This window comes from Rhodococcus sp. NPDC059179, from assembly GCF_042754885.1.
In the GTDB taxonomy this organism is placed as follows: domain Bacteria; phylum Actinomycetota; class Actinomycetes; order Mycobacteriales; family Mycobacteriaceae; genus Rhodococcus_G.
Genome location: NZ_JBHZBV010000007.1, coordinates 132,161 through 155,303, shown reverse-complemented (window position 1 = coordinate 155,303; position 23,143 = coordinate 132,161). Strand labels below are relative to the sequence as shown.

The following is a 23,143-nucleotide window of genomic DNA, read 5'->3' as shown; positions in this document are numbered from 1 at the left end:
GCCAGCTGGTTTGCGCACGTCGTTGGCGGTGGAGACCACCTCCGCCGTCGACCAGCTGTACAAGGTCCGCAACCTCGCCGACGCCGGATGGGACGGCAAGGCTGGCGACGGTTTCGTTGCTCGATCCACGGATTCGGCATCGAAGGCAGACGAGCTGGCGGCCGTGATCCGCGAACAGGCTCAGGCATTCGATGATTCCGCCGCTGAACTCCAGCGCTCCCAGGACGAGATGCGCGCGGTGCGGGAGGTCGCTGTCGCCGCTGGACTCACGGTCGTCGGTGAGGTGATCGAGGACCCGGGACCGGCGCCTGTCGATCCCGGACCCGTCCCCAGCGGAGACTCTGCATTGGCATTGGCCGCGCACGCCGAGGCGGTGGCGCGCGTCGAGCGGCACGCGGCACTGGTCAGTGCGTACGAGGTCGCGGAGCGCGGGGCGGACGCCGCCCGGGCGGCATGGGCACTGATCGTTCAGTCCGGCGTCAACGCCTGGAACGACCTGATCAAGAAGTGGTTCTTTGTGGTCGGCGACCTCGTGAATGGCGCGGGCGCGACGTTGGCGGCATGGACCACGTCGACGATGCTGAAGAAGGCACAGCTCATGACCGATGACGCGGCCAAGTATTTGGACTTGGCGCGAACCGCCCCGGCGGGGACTCCGGCATCCGTGATCTACCGAGATGTCGACCTGTCCAAGACTCTGGCGCGTGAAGCCGACGAGGTGCTCGAGGCGGCGGCTAAGTCGGATGCGACGGCCGGCAAGGTTGGCTTTCGCGTTGGCGGCGCTCTCGCGGCTGCGGGAGTGGCCTACGACATCGCGCACGGTAAGCCAGCCGAGCAGGCGATCGTCTCGGGTGCGGCGGGTTTCGGGGCTGCGGTGGCTGCCGGGGCGGTCGCGGGCAAGTTGATCCCGGTTCCTTTCCTGGGGACTGCGGCAGGAGCGGCGGGCGGCGCGGCGATCGGATTGTTCACCTCGGGGATGGTCGACTCGGTGTACGAGAACGGTGTCGACGACCTAAGTGACGCGATCGGCGATGGTGTCGGTGCGGTTGGAGACACCGGCGCGGCAATCGGGGGACTGGCAAAGGATGCATGGAATGCGGTGTTCTGAGGAAACTCTGGAGCGCCCCAGTGAATGGCGTGCCGTGCGACTTGGTTGGAGGGTTATTGCTTCGCTAGCGCTTGGAGGCACGGTTGCCCTCGTCACCTTCCTTGTAGGTATCGGATGCGTCGTCGAAGGATGGTTTACGGCCGCCGCGTTCGTTTACTTGTTCTTCCTCCTGATGGTGCTGGCCATGGTGTTCGGCGTGGTGATCCGACGGACACGACACCGCGGGGGCGACATTCGAACCATCGCTGTCGACGGGGTGGCGGTGACGCAGATCCGATACTCGGCCATGGTGTTTCACCTGATGACCGCGATGATGGCGGTCCTGACTGCACTCACCGGCGGTGGAGCAATCGCGATCTTCCTGAACACTCGAGGACAAGGATTTCCCGGTGCCAGTTTGATCTTCGGCATCTTCGGACTGGGGTGCGCCGGCTACCTGGTTGCGGTCATGACCGGACGATTGCGGCGGGGGTCGCTGATGCTCTCCACTGAGGGGATCCGGCAGCGAGGGTGGAGCTTTGAGTCCTATTTTCCCTGGGCGGCGGTTGCCGGGGCGAAGGCGGTGCACTACCAGTTCCCGGAGACGCTGGTGATCGCATACGCCAACGCGAGGTGGGAGCGGCGCTACACGACGCGGTTCTTCCGGATCGACCGCCTGCCGCCAGTGCCGCTTATAGAGGTCGACACCTTCCAGTTCGCCGTCGACCCGGTGCTCCTGCACCAGCTGGTCAGCTACTACGCCAACACCCCGGACACCCGTGCCGAGCTCGGTACGGACGCGGCGATCGCCCGCGCCCGTGCCCGCGACTACCCGTAGCTACGCCGCCAGCAAGTCCTTGTACTCCGGGTTCTGCTCGACAAACTTCTCCACATACGAGCAGGACGTCGCGATCGAGATCCCGTCCACCCGGGTCGCGTCCAGCGCCGCCGCAACGAGCTTGCCTGCCAGGCCCTGTCCGCGGAACGCGGGATCGGTGACCGTGTGATCGAAGTCCCGCACTCCGCCGATCACGGTGTAGTCGGCGTACCCGGCGAGGGTGTCGTCGACGTGGATCTCGAAGCGGTTCTCGTCCGGCTTGTGCTCGATGCGGTGCGCCACGGTCGGGTCCTCTCGTCGGTGAACTGCCTCGCACGCTACCCAGCGTCGCGGTGGGAGTGGTCTTGAGGGTCAACCACCGGACATCCACGGTTTGTTCCGGCGGCCGGTTTCGTACAACCGAAAGTGGTAGCAAGATTGCCGCATGCGGATCACCAGCAAGGGGCAGGTGACAATCCCCGCGGCACCTGCGCGACCGGTACGGCCTGCTGCCTCATACCGAGGTCGACTTCGTCGAACGCGACGGCGCCGTCACGATCGTTCCCGCGGATCGCCCGCACCCCGACCGAGGTGACCGCACGCTGGCGGCGCTACGTGGCACCGGAAACCGGAAGCTATGAACCGACGAACTGCTCCGGTTGACCCGTGACGGACAGGCCGGATCGAGGTCCGCAGCTAAGGCTGGTCGTGCGGCCGTCCCGGCTTCACGTGTCGAATAGTTGGATGTGAACGATGGGGCTCGACGGGTCCCGCTCGTCCACGATGACGATCCGGTTGACCGCCTTTCCGCCGGGGCGCCGATAGATGTCCTCGGCCTGCAGGAGCGACGGCGAAGTTTCCAGGGGTGGCCCCCCAACGGTGGTCTCGGCCACCCGGAAGACCTTGTTCAACGGTGCGGTGAAGTTCGATGCGGCCAGCAGTTGGGCGAGACCCGGTGGATTGGTGGAGAGGGCAAGCCGGTAGAGCGTGTCTCGACCGTGCTCGGATCGGGCGCCAAGCACGGAGATGTCCTCCGGAATGACGATTCCACCGAATTCGGAGGCTTCCCTGACGACGTCGGCGCTGTTCTCGGCCTGCGTCGTCTCGATCCGGTGGTCGCCGTCCTGATTGTCACTGCCGCAACCGGTTACGCCGATTGTCACGGCCATCATGCCGACGATGACACGGGCCAGCCTCACCTGCAGGGTTTCCGGTTTCGCGTACCTCATCGGGTGGGATCACTCCTCTCTCCGTCTCGGCCGTCGGCGGCCGCTGGAAGATTCACCGGTCCAGTGGATGGCGCCGTGCCCTCGTACCGCCGGACTCCGCTGGATCCCTCGATGTAGTACTCCTGCGCCAGGCCCGCCGTGTGGAGCGCTCCCATGCGGCTGTCCGAGACCGTGACACCGGCGATCTCGGTGCTCTTGTCGCCGTCCCAGTTGTAGCGGTCGTGCACGTGGACCGTGTACTCGGCGGTGATGCTCGGCTCGGCTCCCTCGCCCGGCTCGTGCACCGTTACCACGCCGGTGGCCGACAGGTGGATGCCGCCCATCGCGAAGAACCAGTCGTCACTCAGGTCCCGCGTGATGTAGAACCCGCTCCATTGCGACTGGAATTGCACTGGGGTGTCGAAGGTCTGAGAGATCGACGCCTCGGCAATGATCCGTCGGAGCTCCGCTTCGGCTATCGAGTTCGCCTTGGTGTCGGCAGCGGACACCTCACGCAGTACCGCATCCGCGTTGATGGTCAGCAACTCGCCGCTGTTGTCGAGGTAGTGGTTCAGGTGGGCGGAGGCATGGGTCCAACCGGCGGCATCTGCGGCCGCGGATGCCGCCGCAGCCACCGTCGCAAAAGCGAGATCGTCGCCGCGGCTGTAGACGGGCTGGGAACCCCACTCGCCCTGCCCAGGGTCGGGCGGAGGTGCGGGAAGTGGTTCGGGAATCGGTGACATGGCATCCATTCGTCCGTCGTTGTCGAAAGCGGTCGGGTCAGTCAGTGGAATCGACGGTGTGTTCCCACCAGACGTTGCCGCCGTATCCGTACCGACAGGCGCCCAGGTCCCCGTTAAATTTGTCGGGGAGCTCGAAATCGCTCGGGTTGTGAACGGGAAGGCTGCGGCCCGGCTCGTACGTCAGGGCGCAGGCGATCCGTTCGATGGTGTTCGAGATCTCATCCTGCCGGGATGCGGCCGACTTCTTCAGTGCCTCAACGGCAGAAGAGATCTCGGACTTCATGGAATGTTGCATGGGACTGTCGATCAGCTGTGCCCACACGCCAAGCGGCAGAGTGAAATCGAGAAAGCGCATGGACTTGGTGATGGTGACGGCCAGGTCCATCGCCTGGTTGTGCACGAGGCGTTCGAGGAGCCGCCCGCCGTTCCCTACGATCTTGGCCACCACATCGAGGTCCTCGCTGCGCGCGCCGATCGAGTCCTTGAGCGTGGTCGAGGCAACACCGAACGCGCTCGACGCCTCCCCTGACCAGCTGTGTTGCAACCAGCGGGTGCCGTTGGCGAGGTTCTCCGAGGTGACGAAGTCGTTGATCCCGAGCAGGCCGATGCACCTACCCACCGATTCCAGTGCTTCCCAGTCCGCCTCGAGCGGGGCGAGATGGTCGGCGACGGGCCTGACTCCGATCGCCCTGCTCAGGGGCTCCTCATACGGAGTCAGGATCTCGATACTCGCGGCGACCACCTGGCGGACCTGGTAGGGGGCCGGCTCCACACCCGGCAGGGTCGGGAGCTGCAATCCGCCGAAACCGACGACGTCCTGCGGCGACCCGCTCGCGAACACGTCCTGCCCGCCCAGGGCGGTGGTTGCTGCCAGGGAGATGGCGTGAGCGTGCTGTTCGTCGGAGGCCTGGTATCGGTTCGCCGTGACGCCCAGGTTCCTGCCGAGCGCATCGAGGGCGCTCAGATCGCTCCGATGTGCACCGGACAACATGTCGTGCAGCCTCTGAACAGACGGCGTCAGGGCAGCCAGCTGCCCGGTTGTCCCGGCGTGAAGTGACACCGTTGGAAGCAGTCGTTTGGCGTTCGCGGAGAAGGTGGCGCCGACGTCCCGCAGATCCAGCGCGAGGCCTGCGAGCTTGGAAACCTCTACGATCAAGTCGGCCACTGATCCCCCGAAATCCGCCCACATCAACGCGATCCGCGCAGCTGCCCCCCAGCGCGCGATCAGACTCTAACACCGCTCACCGCGGCCGAGGCTGCGGGCATCGGGCACCCGCCTTACCCGAACAGCTCCTGGATGTCCTCGGCGGACAGCGTCGCGTTGAACGCCCCGCCCTCGTCGACCACGCTGGCGAACAGCTCCGACTTGCGGGCCTGCAGCGCCATCACCTTCTCCTCGATGGTGTCCTTGGCGATCAGCCGGTACACCATCACGTTCCGGGTCTGCCCGATCCGGTGGGTGCGGTCCACGGCCTGCGCCTCGCTGGCCGGGTTCCACCACGGGTCGAGCAGGAAGCAGTAGTCGGCCTCGGTGAGGTTCAGACCGAAGCCGCCCGCCTTGAGGCTAATCAGGAACACCGGCGCGTCGCCGTTCTTGAACTCGCCCAACACCTTCGCGCGGTCCCGGGTCCGGCCGTCGAGGTACGTGTACGCGACCCCCTCGACGTCCAGGCGCTGACGCACCCGGTCCAGGAAGCCGGTGAACTGGCTGAACACCAGCGCCCGGTGCCCGCCCTCGATCACGTCCTCCAGCTGCTCGAGCAGCGCGTCGATCTTCGCCGACGCGACCGAGCTGTGCTTGTCGTCGATCAGCGACGCGTCCAGGCTGAGGCGGCGCAGCAGGGTCAGCGACTGCAGGATGGTGAACCGGTTGGCGTCCACGTCGGCGACCAGGCCGAGGATCTTCTGCCGCTCGCGCTGCAGGTGGGTGTCGTAGAGCTTGCGGTGCCGCGGCGCCAGTTCCACTTCGAGCACCTGCTCCTGCTTGGCGGGCAGGTCCGTGGCGACCTGTTCTTTGGTGCGCCGCAACACCAGCGGCCGGATCCGACGGCGCAGCTGCCCGAGCAGCTCGCTGTCGCCGCCGTTCTCGATCGGGGTGCGGTAGTACTCCTGGAACTTGTTGGGGCTCGGGAACAGCCCGGGCGCGGTGATCGACAGCAGCGACCACAGCTCCATCAGGTTGTTCTCCATCGGGGTGCCGGTGATCGCGAGCTTCGTCGGCGCCTCGATCCGGCGCATGCACTGATACGCCTTGGACCGGTGGTTCTTGACGAACTGCGCCTCGTCGAGCAGCAGCATCGACCACGGCAGCGCCGCGTACTCCTCGTCGTTGAGCCGGGCCAGGGTGTACGAGGTGACCACCACGTCCGCGCCGTCGATCGACTCTGTCAGCGGCGCACCGCGTTTCGCCGACGTCTGCGAGACGGCAACCACCCGCAGGTGTGGTGCGAACCGCGCGGCCTCCGACGCCCAGTTCGCGACCACCGACGTCGGCGCGACGATCAGCACCGGCGGGTCGGACGGGTTCTTGGCCCGCGCGTGGCAGATCAGCGCCAGCGACTGCACGGTCTTGCCGAGACCCATGTCGTCGGCGAGGATGCCGCCGAGGCCGTTGCTCCACAGGAACGTCAGCCAGCGGAACCCGTCGAGCTGGTAGGGGCGCAGCGTGGCCTGCAGCGACTTCGGCGCCCGGGTCTTGGCCGCCGTCGCGACGTCGAGCAGGCCCTGCACCTGCTGGCGCCACTGCGCGGCCTGCCGCTCGACCACGCCGAGTGCGGCCAGCTCCTCCCACAGCGAGGCCTGGAACCGGCTCAGCCGCAACCGGTTCGGGTCCTGCTCGTGCAGGCCGCGGGCCTCGGCGATCAGGTCCTTCAGTCGCTGCAGCTCCGGCTTGTCCAGCGACAGGTAGGCGCCGTCGTCGAGCAGCAGGTGCTGGTCGCCCGCGGTCAGGGCGGCGAACAGGTCCTTGAATGGCACCGGCCGGTCCTCGACGCGGACGGTGATCGACAGGTCGAACCAGTCGCCGTCGTCGGTGGCGTCGGTGCCGACCCCGATGCTCAGGGTGTCGCCTGCGTCGCGGTAGTCGGCGGGGGTGCCCTCGACCCGGACCTCGACGTCGTCGCGGCCCTGCAGCAGCGGCAGCAGTTCGGTGGTCAGGCGCGCGGTGTCCAGGCCGTCTAGCGTTACCAGCGGCAGCAGGGCACCGCCGTCGGACGCGCGTAGCCCGTACCGCTCCAGCGGCAGGTCCAGCCCGGCGAGCACCGCCCGTTCCCGGGCAGGGTCGCGGAACGACTCGTCGGCGCCCGGGGTGAGCTCCACCGCGTGTTCGGCGTCGCCGACGGTGTAGCGGAACCGCCAGTGCAGCTGCGCCCGGTGCCCCGAGCGGTAGGCGACGTCGAGCAGCAGTCCGGGCCCGGAGATCGTCGGCGCGGTGAACGAGTCGGCCGCCGATCGCACCGTCGCGGCCCGCCGCAGCCGCGGGTAGTAGGCGGTCGCGAAGCGGTCGGCGTCGGCCGCGGGGACGGTGACCGAGGCGTTGCCGACGATCAGTTCCTGCATCGCGCGCGGGGTCTCGCCGGTCAGGCGGGCGATCCGGAACGGCCACTGCGACGACGACGCCCCGCGCTGGTCGCCGGGACGCAGGTACAGCACCCCGTGCGCGGCAGCGCCGAGGAAGCCGAGCACAATCACCGGCAGCTCGGAGTCGTCGGCGCGCACGGTGGGGGTGACCTCGAGCCCGCCGCCGGTCTCGTCGATGTCCACGCACAGCTCGGCGGTCCCCGGCCGGGGCAGGGCGCCGGCACTCTTGCCGGGGTAGACCAGCTCGACGCCGGCGTCGGCGGCCTCGTCGAGCAGGGCCCACAGCCGCGGGCTGGCGATCGTGGTGAGGTCGATGTCTTTCTCGGCGCCGTACGAGTAGGTGCGCCTGCTGCCGGCCTGGTACAGCGCGTACAGCTCGCTGAACAGGTCCCGGTGCCTGCCGTTCACGTCCGGCATGTGGCCGAGGTTCGACCAGTTCATGTTGGCGTTGACCCAGCCGGACTTGCCGGGCCGGACCATGCGGGCGGTCAGCCGCCAGAACTGCGAGCGGGCGCCCGGCGTCAGCGACAGCTGCACGGCCAGCGGGACCGCGTTCGGCTGCTCGCCGCCGGGGTCGCCGAGGGCGGCGCCGAGCACCTCCTCCCAGGACGGGGGAGCGTCGGCGGCCGCGGGCGCCGCCTGGTCCAGCAGCGCGACCGTCAACGCCACCGTGTGCTTGCAGTTCATCCGGACCGGGCAGCTGCACTGGCCGAGGGCGAACTCCAGCCGGTCGGTGCGCGGCTTGAACAGTGCCTCCGCGCGGTAGAGGTCGGTGCCGTCGACCAGCCCGACCACCGTCCGCTCCTCCGGGAACCAGTCCAGCTCGAGCACCGCGCCGCCGCGCGCGTAGCGCTTCCCGCGGTCGTAGGTGGTCTGGCCGACCACCCGCACCAGGGTGGCGAGGGTGTGGTCGCGGTCGGCGGGCGAGAGCATGGGTAGACGGTAGTCGGTGGGCCCGACGACATCGAACCCCTGCTCCGGCGCCGGTTCGGCAATTCTTACATCAAGAAGTAAGAGTAAGATTGGCGCATGCGGATCACGAGCAAGGGCCAGGTGACGATCCCGCAGCATCTGCGTGACAAGTACGGACTGCTGCCCGAGACCGAGGTTGACTTCGTCGAGCGCGACGGCGCAATCACGATCCTCCCCGCGGACAGCGTCCGTCCCGATCGAGGCGACCGCGCGTTGGCGGCGCTGCGCGGCACCGGAAACCGGAAGCTGTCCACCGACGAACTGCTCCGGTTGACCCGTGACTGACCCGACTGGGACGGCGCGGCCGTCGGGATTCCTGATCGACTCGAACGTGATCCTCGACGTGGCGACGGAGGACCCCGACTGGTTCGAGTGGTCCGCCGCGGCACTGGCGACGGCGGTGCGTACCGCGCCGGTGATGATCAATCCGTTGATCTACGCGGAGGTGTCGGCGAACTACGACACCATCGAAGAACTCGATGCGGCACTGCCCGAGAACGCCTTTCGTCGGGCGCCGCTGCCGTACCAGGCCGGGTTCGTGGCCGCCCGGGCATTCCTCGCCTATCGGTCCCGCGGCGGCGAGCGCCGGTCGCCGCTGCCCGACTTCTACATCGGCGCGCACGCGGCCGTGGACCGGCTGACGCTCGTCACACGGGACGCCCGGCGCTACCGGGCATATTTCCCGACCGTCGAACTGCTGACGCCGACGGCCTGATCTGGGGACCTACCCGGCTCAGCCGAGCGCGACCGGGTGGTAGTACAGCGCGGTGTCGGTCTCCTCGACCCGCACGTCGACCATGTCGCCGACCTCGAGGTAGTCGCTCACGTTGATCCGTGCGCTAGACCCGACGAGCCTGCGGACCGAGCGCGCCGGGATCAGGCCCTGCCTGCCGTCGAGGGTGACCGCGAGGGCGTAGCGCGGGCCGGTCCGCATGATCCGCGCGAAGACCGTCGGCTCCTCCGAGCCTTCTGGCGCGGTGCCGTCCGGGTCGGTGTCGAGCTGCGCGGTCTGTCGATCGAGCTCGGCCGCCAGCAGGTCGGCCATGGCGTCCACGTTGTACAGCAGCTGGGCCATCTGCCGCGCCACGTCCCGGTGCAGCTCGTTGGGCTTGAGCGGCTTACCGGGCTTGTACATGTCCTCGTGGGTCAGCTCGCCCCACGCGTCCTGCAGCAGCGTCTTCACCTGCACCTCGACCTTGACGCCCAGGTCGCCCTCGTGGGTGGCGACCTTGATCAGCAGGACCGCGTGGTACGCCCGGTAGCCGCTGTCCTTGGGATGGGTCACGTAGTCCCGCGGCGGGACGGCCAGTCGCACCGAGCAGGCGGGCGAGGTGCAGGCCTCGTACAGCTTCTCGGTGAATGCGGTGAGGTCGCGCGGGGTCTTGCACAGCACCTTGATCCCGATCAGGTCGTGGATGGCCTCGGCGATGTCGTCGGTGGTGGTGGGGCGGGCCATCTGCCCCTCGGCGATCCTGCGCCGGACCTTGTCCGCGGTGCGCTCGCGATCCTTGATGCGGGCGGTCTTGGCGTTGAGCCGGTCGCGGTCCAGGTCCTCGAGCACGGCGTCGGCGAGGGTGTCGACAAAGGTCTGGGCGGTGACCAGGGCCGCGGCCCACGCGCGTTCGCGCTGGTCGTAGAGCTGGTTGACCAGCGTGGCGATGTTGTCGGGCTTCTTCCTGGTGCGCATGATCCGATCCGGGCTCGTGGGTGGTTCTGGTGGGCGTTCGTCAGCTCGGCTCGTCGAAGAGCGTCTGCTCGCCGGGATCGCTGAACAGCTCCATCTGCCGCAGCGGTTTCGGCGCCGGGGGAGGGGAGGTCAGCTCGCCGTTGTCGACCTCCATGGGCGCCGGCTCGGGCTCCGGCGGGCCGTCCAGTCGCCCTCCGAACCGCGCCGCGAACTCGTCGTCCACGGTCCGTGCGAACGCGAACAGCTGCTCGAGCATGTCGATGAGGTGCTGCGGGACATACGGATTCGCGAGCACCGCCGCCCAGGCCTCCACCCGGTCGGTGGACAGGGTGAACTTCAGGTGCGGCCAGCGACGGTTCAGATCGGCGATCAGCTCGCTGGCCCTGGTCCGGTCGCTGACCTCGCGCACCAGCGGCACCCGCACCTGAACCTCGCCGCCGTCGAGGTGCGGCCCGACGAACCCGACCACCCGTCCCAGGGCGAGCATGAAGTCGCTGTGGCCGTCGTCGCCGGGCGGCTCGTCGAACAGCCGCGACAGGGTCAGCGCGACCAGTTCGTAGAGGTGCTCGTCGTCGCGCGGCACCACCGCAGCGGTCGGGTCGATCGCAAACGACTCCTCGTCGGGCAACGCCGGCTCGAACTCGAGCGACTCCAGGGTTCCGACCGCCTCGGTCCGCAGGAAGCTCGGGTGCGGCACGCTCCATGTCTCCCGGAAGACGGTCACCGCCATCGCGGCGAGCTGATCGGCCCAGTTCGCGGGCCGGTCGACGAAAAACGCCGGCGACCCCGCGTCCGGCTCGTCCTCGGGCGCCCGGGTCGGGCGATGCCAGCCCAGCTCGACCAGCCGCGCCTCGTCCGAGGCGGACAGCCGGTGCCGGGGGTCGAGGTAGGCGTTCGACGGGACCTCGCAACGCACCTGGTCGCCGCCCCACGCCAGGAACTGCACGCACGGGACGAAGCCCTCCACCGAGGACTCCTCGCCCAACTCCAACGCGAGCAGGTCGTCGTCGACCATGGACGCGACGTGATCGGCGAGGACCACCTGGAAGTCGGCCCAGGCCTGCTCGATGCTGTCGTCGAAACTCGCGGTCATCGTTCCCCCTGTCGCGTGTCGTGGAACCCCCGTCGCCAGCAAATCTATCGCGGGGGTCCGACGAAGTCCGGGAGGCGAGCGGGTGATCGGGACAGTTCCGTCCGGGCGGTGGAACCGGCGGGCGGGGTGGTGCGTCTATCTAGGGTGGACCGGTACCTATCGGCCGGGAGTGGGGAGTGTCGGGTGCAGTTGCGGGGTCTGGCCGGGGTCGGCGTGGTCTGTGGTGTGTTGATGCTGGCTGGGTGTGGTTCCGGGACCGTGGCGGGGGAGGCATCGCCCGAGGGAGTTGCAGCAGGGGAGCCGGTGTTCAGCCCGTGCGACGACATTCCGGATGAGGCGTTGCGAGCGGTGCAGGTGGATCCCATGACGGAATCGCAGGACATCGCGGGGGTCAAGCAGCCAGGCTGGAACATTTGCTTGTGGCGCGGACCCGAACACGCGCTTTCGATCTTTGCGACGACGTACACCATGGATGACGTCCGCTCGAACAAGAAATTCGAAGAGTTCCTGCCGGTCGATCTCGGCGGCAGGACAGCCGCCACCTTTCGAGAAGTAGCCGATAAGGAACGACGCGAGTGCGATGTCGCCCTCGCATCGAACGGCGGGGCAGTGATGGTCTCGATTGCCTATCTGAGCGGAATGCCGGTCGTGGAGGAGCCCTGTGGCGTCGCAGAACGGACAGCTCTCCAGCTTTTGTCCCACATACCGAGCTAGACACGTACATGGAAGGACTGCCGATGGCTGAGGGTGAAGGGTCCCTCTGGGGTGCGGTTGGGACGGCGATTGACGGCGGCCAGGTCTATCTCGAGCGTGGAGCCGCGCAACGGTGCGCACAGCGATGCGCCGCGTTTGTGAGCCAGCTTCAGGACATCCAGCTCAAAGCGAATGCCCTGGAGAGGATCGACGGGTTCGGCAGTCTGCCGTCCGGCGTCGCCCTTGCCGCGAAGTTCGGGAGGAAAGCAGTCGGCGGCGAGTATTCGATGGTCGAGGCGATCGGCGACCACATCAAGGTTGTCCAAGAGATGCAGCAGACATTCGAGAAGATCGAGGCCATGTATGCCGCTTCGGACGAGGCTGGCGCGCAGGTGATCTCAGGTTCCGGGTCGGGGCTCTGACCAAACTCCCCGTGGATGGGAGCGGGCGTCGAGTCGAGGCACAGCGCGAGGGCCGAAGAGCGATGCGCACACATGGACTCGCCCTCCCCCGCGCAGCTGGCGCGGACCAAGCGGTCAGGGAAACTGATCGCTTGATCGGCGCCTGCGCCGTGACCGGATACCCCTAGCCGCCGGTGATTTCGATGGTTCCGTCGAATACGAAGGGGGTCGGTCCGGGGGCGCAGCCCTTGAATGAATCGGTCGCCATCGGACCGATCACCCCGACGTGGTTGGGCTGGCCGTCGGTGCCCTTGGTGACGGTGACCTGAACGGCAGCGGCGCCGTTCAGCCCCTGTGGGAGCGTCATCCCGTACACCCCGGTGATCGGGTAGATCAGCGACGCCGTGTTGCCGGCGACGCTCAGACAGGTGACCGGGCCGGAGACGGCGATCGGCAAGAAGTCGCCGGTGGCGTTGTATGTCCCGGTGACCTTGCCGTCGGCATCTTGCTCACCGGTCGCCACGATGTGCAGCGCGTCGAGGTTGGCAATCGGCTGCAGGTGGCCGTCGATCGACAGGCTCGCTGGATTCGCGGCGGATGCGACCGAAGACGTGCCGATCGCGAGGGCGGTGGCGGCGACCGCAATGGCGGATGCTCGCAGGATTGGCAACAGCATGGACATGCTCCTTCGCGGGATCCGGTCCTCGGTTTCATCCCCAGGATGTGCCGTACCGGCGCGGCGCATCGGGCCACTTGCCTTGTCCATCCAACGTAGCAGTCGCGAGAGTGAAAGCCAGCCCGGCGCGCGAAACGGTTCCGGGTCGGGCCTTGATCTCGATTCGTGCATCGCAATGCCATTCATAACCGCTACCGCTCGCGGCGCCGACGAGTTTCCTGGTTATTCCAAGCCGCCTGGGCGTCGCGAGTTCGCTTCGGTCGAGCTCCGCGACCGGGCAGCGTTCTGATATCGGGAACAGTCGCACGGTGCGCGTTGCCGCTGTGATGTTGCTGGCGAGTCGAACGAGGGCGTAATACTGGTATCAGTCGAATGCTCGTCTGTTATTGAGAACCGTGCTCCGTAGCTGTCCGGACGACATGGGAACTTCCCGGCGCTGCAGGCCGGTGACCTGGCGGAAGGGCGGGGAGCGATGTCGAGGTGGACCCAAGAGGGGGCGGCCGTCGCGTCGGGGGATCTCCACCCTGAACCTGAAGTCGCGCAACTGTGCGCGCAGAGATGCGCTGAAATTCTCGACCATCTGCAGAAGTTGCAGCTCGAGGCCAAGCGACTTGGCAAGATCGACGGCTTTGGCGACCCGCTACCTTCAGGCGTCGACCTCGCGACCAACGCGGAATGTACAGCATCAGGTGGTGATTGCTCGATGGAGCAGGCGATCACCGAGCACATCAAAGTTGTCCAGGAGATGCAGCAGACATTCGAGAAGAACGCGGCCCCGGAGGAGCGCGGCGTCGACGGCGCCGGAGCCCCGCTCTGACCGGCCGACCTACTTGAGCATCGCGCCCGGGTTCAGGATTCCGTCCGGGTCGAGCGCGGTCTTGATCCGGCGGTTCAGCTCCATCACGTCTTCGCCCAGCTGGAACGGCAGCCAGTCCCGCTTGAGTCGGCCGACGCCGTGCTCGCCGGTGATGGTGCCGCCCAACGCGATCGCCAGGTCCATCACCAGGCCGAACGCGCGGTGGGCCCGATCCGTCTCGTCGGGGTTCGTGGGGTCGAACACGATCAGCGGGTGGGTGTTGCCGTCGCCGGCGTGCGCGACCACGCAGATCAGCACGTCGCAGTCCCGCGCGATGTCCTCGACGCCGGTGATGAGCCGCGGCAGCGTGTCCATCGGCACCCCGACGTCCTCGAGCAGCAGGCTCCCCAGTGCCTGGACGGCCGGGAACACCGACCTTCTCGCGACGGTGAACGCCTCGCCCTCGTCGGGGTCATCGGTGGCGAACACCTCTGTGGCGCCGTGCTTTTCGCAGGCCGTGACCATCGCCGCGATCTCCTCGGCGGCGACCGCGCCCGGCGCATCGGACTGAGCGAGCAGCAGCGCCCGCGCCTTGCGGTCGAGCCCCATGTGCACGGCGTCCTCGACCGCGTTGATGCTGGCGTGGTCCATGAACTCGAGCATCGCCGGCCGCAGGTTCCGGGTGATCGCGAGGACCGCGTCGGCCGCGTCCTGCACCGAGCCGAACGACGCCACCACCGTCGAGGCGGGCGGCTGCGCCGGGATCAGCCGCAGCGTGATCTCGGTGATGATCCCGAGGGTGCCCTCGCTGCCGACGAACAGCTTGGTCAACGACAACCCGGCGACGTCCTTGAGGCGCGGACCGCCGAGCCGCACCGCGGTGCCGTCGGCGAGCACGACCTGCATGCCGAGGATGTAGTCGGTGGTGACGCCGTACTTCACGCAGCACAGCCCGCCCGCGTTGGTCGCGGCGTTGCCGCCGATGGAACAGATCTCGAACGAGGACGGGTCCGGGGGATACCAGAGCCCGTGCTCGGCGGCGGCCTTCTTCACCTCGGCGTTGAACAGGCCGGGCTGGGTGACGGCGATCCGGGTGACCGGGTCGATGCTGATCTCCCGCATCCGCTCGGTGGTGAGCACGACGCCGCCGCTGACCGCCGTCGCCCCGCCGGACAGCCCGGAGCCGGCGCCGCGCGGTACCACCGCAACCCTGTGTGCCGACGCCCAGCGCATCACCGCCTGCACGTCCTCGGTGCAGGTCGCGCGGATCACGGCCAGCGGGTGGCCGGCATTCGGGTCGGCGGCCCAATCCTGGCGATAGCCGGCGGTCAGGTCCGGGTCGGTGAGCACCGCGCCGTCGGGCAGCGCTGCGACGAGTTCGGCGAGATCGACGGTCGGCATGACCCCATCATGCCCGCGGATCGGAGCCGGCGGGCCCTACTTGCCAGCGCGGCGTGCATGGCCGGAGACCTTCCCGCGCACCCGTTGGTCAACTTGACTTGGCGGCGTCCGCGGGGGGACTCGCGACCAAGCACCGGCTCGGGAAGCTCCCGCAGGCGGAGGTGCTGCGGCTCGGATATGCGGAGCATCTCGCGCGGCTGGGCGCGACCGGGCTGCCGATCAGCTTGCGGCACGCGCTGGAGGCAGGAGGCCTCAACTGGAGCCACCGGGATCCGTTCGACAGGATGCTTGCTGTGCAGGCGATGGTCGAATCGGCGACGCTGGTCACGGCGGACGTAGTCGTCGCGGACGTGGTCAGGGTGCGGCTGCTGTGGTAGATCCGCTGCCGCTGTCCCGATTACAGGGTCGACCCGGCCGCGCCGAGAGCTTGAGTGTTTGACTCTTCCGCAGCCGCGTAGGCCTTGCCGGCCTTGGCGAATACGTCCTGCATCTGCTGCACGACCTCGATGTGCTGGCGGATGATCGACTCGAAGCCGTCCTCGCCCAAGGCCTTTCGTTCGAACTTTCGACCGAGGTCCTGGGCGGACTGGAGGGTGCCGTAGGCGGAGAGCGTCGAGAGATCTTGCGCGGAATGTCTTAGTTCTTCGAGCGCGAAAATGAAGGTCTCGCAGGCCTGAACACATTTCTGCGCTACGCCCTCGTTCAGCCGGAGATGTCCGGACTCCGCCTGGGCGGCAAGCTGCTGGAACTCGGATACCGTCTGTCCAAGTTCTGTCATTGCATCCTCCATGCGGCGTCGCCGACTGCCGGCCTTCTATCAATCACCTGGGTAGGTGCGGGTCGAGTGTTGTTGCTGTAAGCACGGCCATTTCGCATGGTTCGCGAAGTGCTGGTCGGGAGACCATCCCGTGAATCCGAACCATGACGGAGCCGTCCTCGATGCCGAAGGCGACATCGCAATTTTCGCGACGGGTGTCGCTAGTTTCGCGGTAGGTGATTGCCCCACGTGTACCGATGCCGACCGGTGTGAACTCCGTGTTCCGCGGATTCGTTTTGATCTCGTCGATTGGCTGCGTTGTCGAAAACACACTCAGACCGAACCAGTCCCCAGTCCACTTGCACACTTCCCAGCCCGTCGCCTGAACCCCGAAGATGTCGGGATCCTCTGTGGCGGGGTCCACCCCGACCGCCCTAAGCGCCTCATCCGGAATGGTGCACGGGTCGAAGGCTGGCTGTCCGACGTCGGAACTCTCGATCGTCGGCGATCCGGCGACCGTATCGGCGCCACACGCAGCGGTGCTCATCAGTGCGAGAGCCGTCAGAATGCCGCCCGCAGCCACTCGAACCCGCAAGACACTTCTCCTCTGTTGATTCATCGTTCGCGTACTTTGGCGTGCGCCGTTCCGTTTCGCCGGACGCGCTCGTTCAGTCCGCCAGCATTAGCTCGGCTACAGGCTGGACCCGGCCGCGCCGAGAGCTTGAGTGTTTGACTCTTCCGCAGCCGCGTAGGCCTTGCCGGCCTTGGCGAATACGTCTTGCATCTGCTGCACGACCTCGATGTGCTGGCGGATGATCGACTCGAAGCCGTCCTCGCCCAAGGCCTTTCGTTCGAACTTTCGACCGAGGTCCTGGGCGGACTGGAGGGTGCCGTAGGCGGAGATCGTGGACATGCTCGCTGCGGATTGCCTCAGCTCGTTAAGAGCTCCGATGAAGGTCTCGCAGGCCTGGATGCACTTGTGCGCCACGTCCTCATTCAGGCGAAGGTGCCCTGCGTCCGCCTGGGCCGCGAGCTGCTGAAACTCCGAGATCGATTGCCCGAGTTCTGTCATTGATGCCTCCTGGCGTTGTCGCCGCCCACCCTTGCTCTCACATCACCGAGGCAGGTACGGGTCAAGTGTCGTTGCGGTCGATACCGCCATTTCGCAGGGGTTGGGCAGCACATATCGCGTGTCCTTCGTCATGATCCGGACCATGATCGAGCCACCGTCAATCCCGAAGGCGACGTCGCAGTTTTCGCGATGGGTGTCGCTGGTCTCCCGGTAGGTGACGGCGTCACGCGTGCCGATGCCGACCGAGGTGAGCTCCGCGTTCCGTGGATTCGACTTGATCTCATCGATGGATCGCAGCGACGAGAATACGACCAGTGCCTGCTGGGCCCCCGTCCATTTGCACAGCTCCCACCCCGTCGCCTGAACCCCGAAGACGTCGGCGTCTTCCGTTGCTGGGTCCACTCCGACCGCAAGGAGTGCTTCATCAGGAATAGTGCACGGGTCGAAGGCTGGCTGTCCGACGTCGGAACTCTCGACCGTCGGTGATCCGGCGACCGTCTCGGAGCCGCACGCAGCGGTGCTCATCAGTGCGAGAGCCGTCAGAATGCCGCCCGCAGCCACCCGAACCCGCAAGACACTTCTCCTCGGTCGATTCACCCGTACCCACCCTTAGACGCACGGCGGCCCCGATCGGTTCCGCGGTCGGGAGAACCGCCTACCCCGCGACGACCGCCGTCACCTCGAGCTGGTTGACCTCTGGGCTTGCCTTCGAGCATCCCGTCCCGGGGAGCGGCAGAAACAGCGACGCATACGCGTTCGGCGGGAAGACCCGCAGCCCGGTGACCGGGGTCGGCTCGCAGGCCTCCGCCGGATAGTTCGCGACCTGGATCGCCCGGACCTGAGCGGTCGCCTTGCCGTTCGAGGTCAGCTCCACCGGGCCGAACCCGGGCCCGGATCTCGTTGCGGGTGCACCCACCTCGGGGCCGCGCTCCTCGGCGACGTATGAGACGCCGGGGAATCCGTCCAGCAGGCAGGTGCGACCCCCGATGTTGGTGAATACCAGCGGGATCATCGTCGAGCCGGCGGCGCCCTCGACCTGCCCCGCGGTGAGCATCAGTTCGGTGGCGGCGCAGGTGTTCGGGTCGTCGGGCGCGGTGGTCGGGGGTGGGGGACCGGCGACCGTGGTCTCCGCGGCCGGCGCCTCGGCGGTGGAGGTGGGCGAAGGGGCGGGTGCGGCGGTGGGTGTGCCGTCGGTGCCGGAGGAGCCACAGGCGGTCAGTGTCAGCGACGCCGCTGCGAGCAGTACTGCGACAGTCCGGGTGCGGGTCATGTCATCCCCTTTGTCTCGGTGTCTGACTCTGCGAATGCTAGTGCCCGGGGTCCGTCACGAGCCCGAACGCGCGATCTGCCGGGCCGCCGGGGTTCACGGGGTCCCCGCGACAGCGTGGAAACGCGGGAGCGTGTGACGCGGTGGCCGACCGCGTCGCGGCCGTGGTGCCGGACGTGCGGACCCGTCAAACCCGTTGCTCGCGTTCGGTTCGGCGGCCAGTCCTGGTTTCCGGCCGTCAGACCCGGGTGGGTGAGCCGAACTCCGTCGGGGTAACGAGAAGGCCGGCGGTATGGCCCCGACCAGGGCCGATGAGTCGCGCTCTGCGGCCCTCACAACCTCGAGCCTGTCTCTGTGACCTTGGCAACACGACCGCGGTCCTGAATTGCAGTTAGTGAAACTACCTACTTAGGTTCTTTACGAACTCTTGGGCTTCGGGGGGGCTTGAGGTGAGGAAGTCGAAATTTCAGGAGGATTCGTGAACTTACAGTCAACGAGGTCGTGGGTCGGCCGCTTACGTGCGGGAGTATCCGTGGCGTGCGCGCTGGTGATCGTGGGAGCCGGCGGGGTGGGCGTGGCCGCGGCCGCTCCTTGGGACCCGGCGCCTGCTGCGAACGCCGCGAGCTTCACCGCGCCGAAGTGTGAGGCGACCGCGTGGACGCCGCTCGAGGGTCAGCTGACCCTCACCGGGACGCGGTTGGACAGCTACAACGCCGGCAACGTCGTGCCGATGTACGGCAACCTGCCCGAGGACCCGATCACCATCCAGTATCCGCCGATCTGCGGTGTCCGCCAGGTGGGCGGCCAGCCGGTTGCCGAGTGGATGTACTGCACCGACGCGGAAAAGGGCGCCTGCGGAGGCGTCGCCCCTGAGGGCTGGACCGATCCGATGAGCGGCGAGCCGTTCAAGCCGGAGACCCGAGACCCCGTCGCGGAGGGCACGCAGCTCAACGACTACGGCGAGCCGGTCGGACCGACCCTGCCGCAGGCCGGCAACGCGAAGCTGACGGCCGACCAGGAGAAGATCATCAGCTACCTCCTGCTGAACGGCGTCGAGTGGCCGAACACCAACCCGGACAAGGGTGGAACCTCGACCTGGACCGACAACTCGTCGCAGGCGAATCGCAACGCGCTGCAGGACGCGGTCTGGTGCATCTCGGACTATGGCGTGGTTGACACCACACTGTGCGACAAGTTCATCGGCAAGGAGAAGCAGAAGGAGATCCTCGCCTCGATGCCCGACGAGAAGTCGGTTCTCGAGCTCGAGCGCATCCTGCCGACCCCCGGCGACGAACTCCCGGTCGGTGACACGGCGAAGTTCACCCTGACCACCAACCTGTACGACCAGGAACTCGACCTGAGGCTGCCGCCGAATGCGACCGTGACGGTGTGCGAGGGTGCCGCGGTCATCACCGGCGACAAGATCGTCGTGAAGGGCTCCGGTGCGGCGGGTACCGAGGTCACGCTCTGCGTCACCTCGGACACGGACGGCCGGGCGGACCTTTCCATCGCGGGCAGTTCCTCGCCGGTGCAGAACATCCACTGGAACCAGGCCAACGCCGATGTCCAGCACCCCGACGACCCCCGTCGTGAGTGCCAGGTCTTCGCGACCTTCGACACCACCTCGTCCAAGCTGAAGGCCAGCGCGCACGCCGTCTTCGTCGACGACGAGGGCACCGGCTCGCTCGGCAGCACCGGCTCCCTCGGCGGTCTCGGGTCGCTCGGCGGCCTGGGTAGCCTCGGTACCGGCAGCGCCCTCGGCAGCCTCGGCGCCGGCCTGGGCAGCCTGGGTGCTGGTCTCGGCAGCGCCGAGCTGGGTAGCAGTGACCTCGGCAGCAGCGATCTGGGCAGTAGTGACCTCGGTAGCAGCGACCTGGGTAGCGGCGAGGGCAGCAACGGCGGCTCGACCGGCCCGAGCACCCCGCCGGCCACGACCACCCCGCCTGCCCCGACCACTCCGGTGCAGCCGAGCACTCCGCCGGCCACGACCAGTCCGGAGAAGCCGACCACTCCGCCGGCCACGACCGCGCCGGTGAAGCCGAGCGCCCCGCAGGGTGAGCGTCCGCACGCGATCGACGGCGGCGAGGCCGGTATCGGTTTCAACACCCAGACCGGGGTCTGGTTGGCGCTTGCGCTGCTGGCCGTCGGCGGTGTCGGAGCTGTGGTGGCCGTTCGCCGGCTGCGTGGATAGCTGTGCCGCGATCGGGTGGCTAGCCTGACGTGAGATCGACGAAGCGCCCGGCCCGGATGTCACCGGGCCGGGCGTTTCGGTTTGTAGGACACAAGCACGGGAATCGGACGAGGACGGGCATGGCGAGCATTGGACGGCATCGACGGCGACCGAGCCGCATCTGGGCACTCTCGGGGCTGGTGGTGGCGCTGGTCGTGTTGGCGGTGGGCGCCGTGATGCTTTCGGGTGCCAGGCAGGCGCCGACGCCGGTCGATCCGAACCCGCCGAGTGTGTCCGCGCTCGGGTCGGCCCCCTCGCCGGTGCCGGACCGGCCCGACCTCGCCGCGATGGCCCCGCGCATCCTGTCGATGCCGCGGGTCGGGATGTCGGCGCCGATCGGTGTCTCGACCGTGCCGGGGGGTGTGCTGACCCCGCCGAATGACGTGTCGACGGTGGGCATCTGGCTCGACGGAGCGCCACTGGCCGCGGACGAGGGCACCACCCTGCTGGCCGGACACGTGAACCTGGTCGGCCAGGGCAACGGCGCCCTGTTCAACCTGGCGCTCATGCAACCCGGCGACATCATCCACACCTCCGACGACACTGGAAAGCCCACCGCGTGGCGGGTGACGCGGGTCGTCGAGCGGGCCAAGGCCGACGGGGTCGAGGAGAGCGTGCTCGACGGGCCGACCGGCCCGCGGCGGCTGGCCGTGGTCACCTGCGGCGGCGAACTCACCTATGACAACGGTGTCGGCGACTACGAGGACAACGTGTATCTCTACGCCGATCTGCTGTAGCGAGTGGCAACGCTCCTTGTGGCGCGAGGGCGTCACTTCGAGTTGCTGCACCCAGGCTGGGGGCAACTCCCGCGCGGCAGGGGCAGTGCGGCGACGGTTCGGCGGGAACGCGGGCGGTCAGCTTTTCGCGGCCTTGTGAGAGTCGAGGTGCGGGTCGCTTCCTCTCGTGTGTCTTGATGTCGGCCCCGTGGGCGCATGTTGCGAGATATCCCCGCTGATAGCGAGACGTCGCCGCCCAACCCTTGTCTTCGAACATTTGTGCTAGTAGCCTTGAGGCATGGATCTCGACGAGATGCTCACCGCGCCACAGAATGTGGCCGCCTGGCAACTCGCCGACGCCGACCTCCTTCGCCTGGTTCCCGAGTTGTCCCTGCGGATGCGGCAGCTCGAGGCCCTGCGGGTACGACTGATGCATCAGATCGATCAGCGCTGCGTCGCCGAACAGGTCGGGGCGTCCTCGCCCGGCAACTGGCTTGCCGGGGCAACCACCATGACCCCGGGGCGGGCGAACAGAATCGTCACACTCGGCCGAGAACTCGCGCAGCACCCCAAGGTGGCCGCCGAATTCGACGCCGGAGAAGTCGATTACGACCAGATCCGGGTGATCGTCGGCCTCCTCGCGAAGGTGCCCGATGGCGGCGCGCCCGCCAACCCGAACGCCGCCGCGAAGGCGGAAGGCGAGTCCGGTGACCTCGAGGAATCGAACGGCACCCCAACCGAAACCGACGGCAGATCCGACCCCGACGCGGCCGGCGGCGACGACGACGGTACGGCCGACGGCGCGACCGGCGCGACTGGTACGGCCGACGACGTCAACGGTGCCGCCGACGACGTTGACGGCGCTGACGATGGATCCGGCGGCGAGCCCGACGTCGAGTCGATCATCTTCGGCGACAGGGACACCCGCTCCGAAGCCTGTGCCCGCTACCTCCTCTTCGCCGCACGCGCCGAGGACTCCACCGTCCTAGCCCGCCGCGCCAAGGCACTCGAACTGATCCTCAACGGCGACGACAAGACCCGCGACTCGGAAAACGCCGAACTCAACGAGTTCTACGCCTCCCAAAGCCTCGGCGGCCGCGTCCACGTCAAGGGACACTTCGACGCTCTGACCGGCGAAGCGCTCCTGGCGGCCCTCTCCGCCCTGTCGAAGCCGCGCCGCGGAGCCGACAACCACGACGGATCACACGGCAAGGACCAACGGACCCCCGCCCAGCGCCGCGCCGACGCCTTCAGTCACATCATCAACTCCTTCCTCGGCTCCGGGCAGGCACCCACCGAAGGCGGCGAACGCCCCAACGTCTGCGTCTTCGTCGACGCTGACGATCTAGCCGACACCACGGCCGATGCCGCGACCACTGACGCCGCGACCGCCCCCGGTGCCGCGTCCAAGCATCGGGATCGGGTCCGTAACAACGCCGGTCGACGCCGCGGGCCGGCTTGGATGCCTTGGCTCGGACCGATCTCCCTGGACCTCGCCGCCCAGATTTCCTGCGACGCCGACATCACGCCGATCGCGATGGACCACGAGGGAAACCCCCTCGACGTGGGCCACACCACCCGACTGATCTCCCGCAGACTCCGCCGCGCACTCAACGCACGAGACTGCGGATGTGCGTTCCCAGGGTGCGGGCGACCCGCCGCCTGGACCGAGGCCCACCATATTCAGCACTGGTCCAACAACGGGCCCACCACACTGTCAAATCTGGTGCTGCTCTGCCGCTTTCACCACACGACTATCCACCGCGGCGACTGGACGGTATACATCAGCAAAGACGACGGCCATCCCTGGTTCGTCCCGCCGAAATGGATCGACACCCAACGAAGACCAGTGCCGGCACACAACCGGCGCAACCAATTCACCTTCGCCGCCTAGAGGCGAAATCACCGGGCACCGCCCGACACCACCCAGAAATGGGCGGCGTCGGCG

24 protein-coding genes and 1 pseudogene are annotated in these 23,143 nt (G+C 67.7%); 11 read left to right on the top strand and 14 right to left on the bottom strand.

Annotated features, from left to right (window positions below):
• Window positions 1-10: 10 nt before the first annotated feature.
• Window positions 11-1,108, top strand: a complete 1,098-nt coding sequence (locus ACFXMV_RS15865; RefSeq protein WP_378500531.1) for a hypothetical protein — start codon at window positions 11-13, stop codon at window positions 1,106-1,108.
• Complete coding sequence (locus tag ACFXMV_RS15860) at window positions 1,095-1,925, top strand: hypothetical protein (RefSeq protein ID WP_378611931.1); 831 nt, start codon at window positions 1,095-1,097, stop codon at window positions 1,923-1,925. The genes ACFXMV_RS15865 and ACFXMV_RS15860 overlap by 14 nt, the downstream gene beginning before the upstream one ends.
• On the opposite strand, the pseudogene ACFXMV_RS15855 reads toward ACFXMV_RS15860, so the two are convergent.
• The 5 genes and pseudogenes from ACFXMV_RS15855 to ACFXMV_RS15835 form a co-directional block, all read right to left on the bottom strand.
• Window positions 1,926-2,216: pseudogene (locus tag ACFXMV_RS15855) on the bottom strand (GNAT family N-acetyltransferase); the annotation flags it as partial.
• A 413-nt stretch (window positions 2,217-2,629) separates the two neighbouring features.
• Complete coding sequence (locus ACFXMV_RS15850) at window positions 2,630-3,133, bottom strand: hypothetical protein (RefSeq protein ID WP_378503054.1); 504 nt, start codon at window positions 3,131-3,133, stop codon at window positions 2,630-2,632.
• Entirely contained in the window at window positions 3,130-3,855 is a 726-nt protein-coding gene (locus ACFXMV_RS15845; RefSeq protein WP_378503055.1) for a hypothetical protein, read from the bottom strand. Before ACFXMV_RS15845 ends, ACFXMV_RS15850 begins: the two co-directional genes overlap by 4 nt.
• A gap of 37 nt (window positions 3,856-3,892) precedes the next feature.
• Window positions 3,893-5,020 carry a hypothetical protein gene (locus tag ACFXMV_RS15840; RefSeq protein WP_378503056.1) on the bottom strand — a complete coding sequence of 376 codons (1,128 nt, stop codon included), beginning with the start codon at window positions 5,018-5,020 and terminating at the stop codon, window positions 3,893-3,895.
• A gap of 113 nt (window positions 5,021-5,133) precedes the next feature.
• Complete coding sequence (locus ACFXMV_RS15835) at window positions 5,134-8,367, bottom strand: SNF2-related protein (protein WP_378499753.1); 3,234 nt, start codon at window positions 8,365-8,367, stop codon at window positions 5,134-5,136.
• 96 nt (window positions 8,368-8,463) lie between these two features.
• On the opposite strand from ACFXMV_RS15835, the gene ACFXMV_RS15830 reads away from it, so the two are divergent.
• Together ACFXMV_RS15830 and ACFXMV_RS15825 are read left to right on the top strand one after the other, a co-directional pair.
• A complete protein-coding gene (locus ACFXMV_RS15830; protein ID WP_378499754.1) occupies window positions 8,464-8,691 on the top strand; it encodes an AbrB/MazE/SpoVT family DNA-binding domain-containing protein in 228 nt (75 codons plus the stop codon).
• Entirely contained in the window at window positions 8,684-9,121 is a 438-nt protein-coding gene (locus ACFXMV_RS15825; protein ID WP_378499755.1) for a type II toxin-antitoxin system VapC family toxin, read from the top strand. The genes ACFXMV_RS15830 and ACFXMV_RS15825 overlap by 8 nt, the downstream gene beginning before the upstream one ends.
• Before the next feature lie 18 nt (window positions 9,122-9,139).
• On the opposite strand, the gene ACFXMV_RS15820 is transcribed toward ACFXMV_RS15825, so the two are convergent.
• On the bottom strand, window positions 9,140-10,093 hold the full coding sequence (locus tag ACFXMV_RS15820; protein WP_378499756.1) for a RelA/SpoT protein: 954 nt from the start codon (window positions 10,091-10,093) through the stop codon (window positions 9,140-9,142).
• A gap of 40 nt (window positions 10,094-10,133) precedes the next feature.
• Window positions 10,134-11,186 (bottom strand): hypothetical protein, encoded by a 1,053-nt coding sequence (locus ACFXMV_RS15815; RefSeq protein WP_378499757.1) that lies wholly within the window; start codon window positions 11,184-11,186, stop codon window positions 10,134-10,136.
• Window positions 11,187-11,369: 183 nt separating this feature from the next.
• Between ACFXMV_RS15815 and ACFXMV_RS15810 the strand changes: the two genes are divergently transcribed.
• Together ACFXMV_RS15810 and ACFXMV_RS15805 are read left to right on the top strand one after the other, a co-directional pair.
• Window positions 11,370-11,900: a DUF3558 domain-containing protein gene (locus ACFXMV_RS15810; RefSeq protein ID WP_378499758.1), complete on the top strand. Its 531-nt coding sequence runs from the start codon at window positions 11,370-11,372 to the stop codon at window positions 11,898-11,900.
• 23 nt (window positions 11,901-11,923) lie between these two features.
• Window positions 11,924-12,301 carry a hypothetical protein gene (locus ACFXMV_RS15805; RefSeq protein ID WP_378499759.1) on the top strand — a complete coding sequence of 126 codons (378 nt, stop codon included), beginning with the start codon at window positions 11,924-11,926 and terminating at the stop codon, window positions 12,299-12,301.
• A gap of 163 nt (window positions 12,302-12,464) precedes the next feature.
• Here ACFXMV_RS15805 and ACFXMV_RS15800 read toward each other — a convergent pair whose 3' ends face one another.
• Entirely contained in the window at window positions 12,465-12,956 is a 492-nt protein-coding gene (locus ACFXMV_RS15800; protein ID WP_378499760.1) for a hypothetical protein, read from the bottom strand.
• 472 nt (window positions 12,957-13,428) lie between these two features.
• On the opposite strand from ACFXMV_RS15800, the gene ACFXMV_RS15795 reads away from it, so the two are divergent.
• Window positions 13,429-13,773, top strand: a complete 345-nt coding sequence (locus ACFXMV_RS15795) for a hypothetical protein (RefSeq protein ID WP_378499761.1) — start codon at window positions 13,429-13,431, stop codon at window positions 13,771-13,773.
• Between the two features lie 9 nt (window positions 13,774-13,782).
• On the opposite strand, the gene ACFXMV_RS15790 is transcribed toward ACFXMV_RS15795, so the two are convergent.
• The gene (locus tag ACFXMV_RS15790; RefSeq protein WP_378503057.1) at window positions 13,783-15,153 is read right to left on the bottom strand and encodes an FAD-binding oxidoreductase; all 1,371 of its coding nucleotides are present in this window, start codon (window positions 15,151-15,153) and stop codon (window positions 13,783-13,785) included.
• 98 nt (window positions 15,154-15,251) lie between these two features.
• Here ACFXMV_RS15790 and ACFXMV_RS15785 point away from each other — a divergent pair, with 98 nt between their 5' ends.
• The gene (locus tag ACFXMV_RS15785; protein ID WP_378500980.1) at window positions 15,252-15,530 is read left to right on the top strand and encodes a type II toxin-antitoxin system VapC family toxin; all 279 of its coding nucleotides are present in this window, start codon (window positions 15,252-15,254) and stop codon (window positions 15,528-15,530) included.
• 20 nt (window positions 15,531-15,550) lie between these two features.
• Here ACFXMV_RS15785 and ACFXMV_RS15780 read toward each other — a convergent pair whose 3' ends face one another.
• From ACFXMV_RS15780 to ACFXMV_RS15760, 5 genes are all read right to left on the bottom strand, one after another.
• Window positions 15,551-15,931 (bottom strand): hypothetical protein, encoded by a 381-nt coding sequence (locus ACFXMV_RS15780; RefSeq protein ID WP_378500981.1) that lies wholly within the window; start codon window positions 15,929-15,931, stop codon window positions 15,551-15,553.
• 43 nt (window positions 15,932-15,974) lie between these two features.
• Window positions 15,975-16,457, bottom strand: a complete 483-nt coding sequence (locus ACFXMV_RS15775) for a DUF3558 domain-containing protein (protein ID WP_378500982.1) — start codon at window positions 16,455-16,457, stop codon at window positions 15,975-15,977.
• Between the two features lie 144 nt (window positions 16,458-16,601).
• Complete coding sequence (locus tag ACFXMV_RS15770; protein ID WP_378500983.1) at window positions 16,602-16,982, bottom strand: hypothetical protein; 381 nt, start codon at window positions 16,980-16,982, stop codon at window positions 16,602-16,604.
• Window positions 16,983-17,024: 42 nt separating this feature from the next.
• Window positions 17,025-17,579: a DUF3558 domain-containing protein gene (locus tag ACFXMV_RS15765; protein WP_378503058.1), complete on the bottom strand. Its 555-nt coding sequence runs from the start codon at window positions 17,577-17,579 to the stop codon at window positions 17,025-17,027.
• 58 nt (window positions 17,580-17,637) lie between these two features.
• Entirely contained in the window at window positions 17,638-18,252 is a 615-nt protein-coding gene (locus tag ACFXMV_RS15760; RefSeq protein WP_378500985.1) for a DUF4232 domain-containing protein, read from the bottom strand.
• 544 nt (window positions 18,253-18,796) lie between these two features.
• Here ACFXMV_RS15760 and ACFXMV_RS15755 point away from each other — a divergent pair.
• From ACFXMV_RS15755 to ACFXMV_RS15745, 3 genes are all read left to right on the top strand, one after another.
• Window positions 18,797-20,440: a hypothetical protein gene (locus ACFXMV_RS15755; protein ID WP_378500986.1), complete on the top strand. Its 1,644-nt coding sequence runs from the start codon at window positions 18,797-18,799 to the stop codon at window positions 20,438-20,440.
• 119 nt (window positions 20,441-20,559) lie between these two features.
• Window positions 20,560-21,216, top strand: coding sequence for a class F sortase (locus tag ACFXMV_RS15750; RefSeq protein ID WP_378503059.1), 657 nt, complete (start codon window positions 20,560-20,562; stop codon window positions 21,214-21,216).
• 277 nt (window positions 21,217-21,493) lie between these two features.
• Window positions 21,494-23,089, top strand: coding sequence for a DUF222 domain-containing protein (locus ACFXMV_RS15745; protein ID WP_378611928.1), 1,596 nt, complete (start codon window positions 21,494-21,496; stop codon window positions 23,087-23,089).
• Window positions 23,090-23,143: the final 54 nt, after the last annotated feature.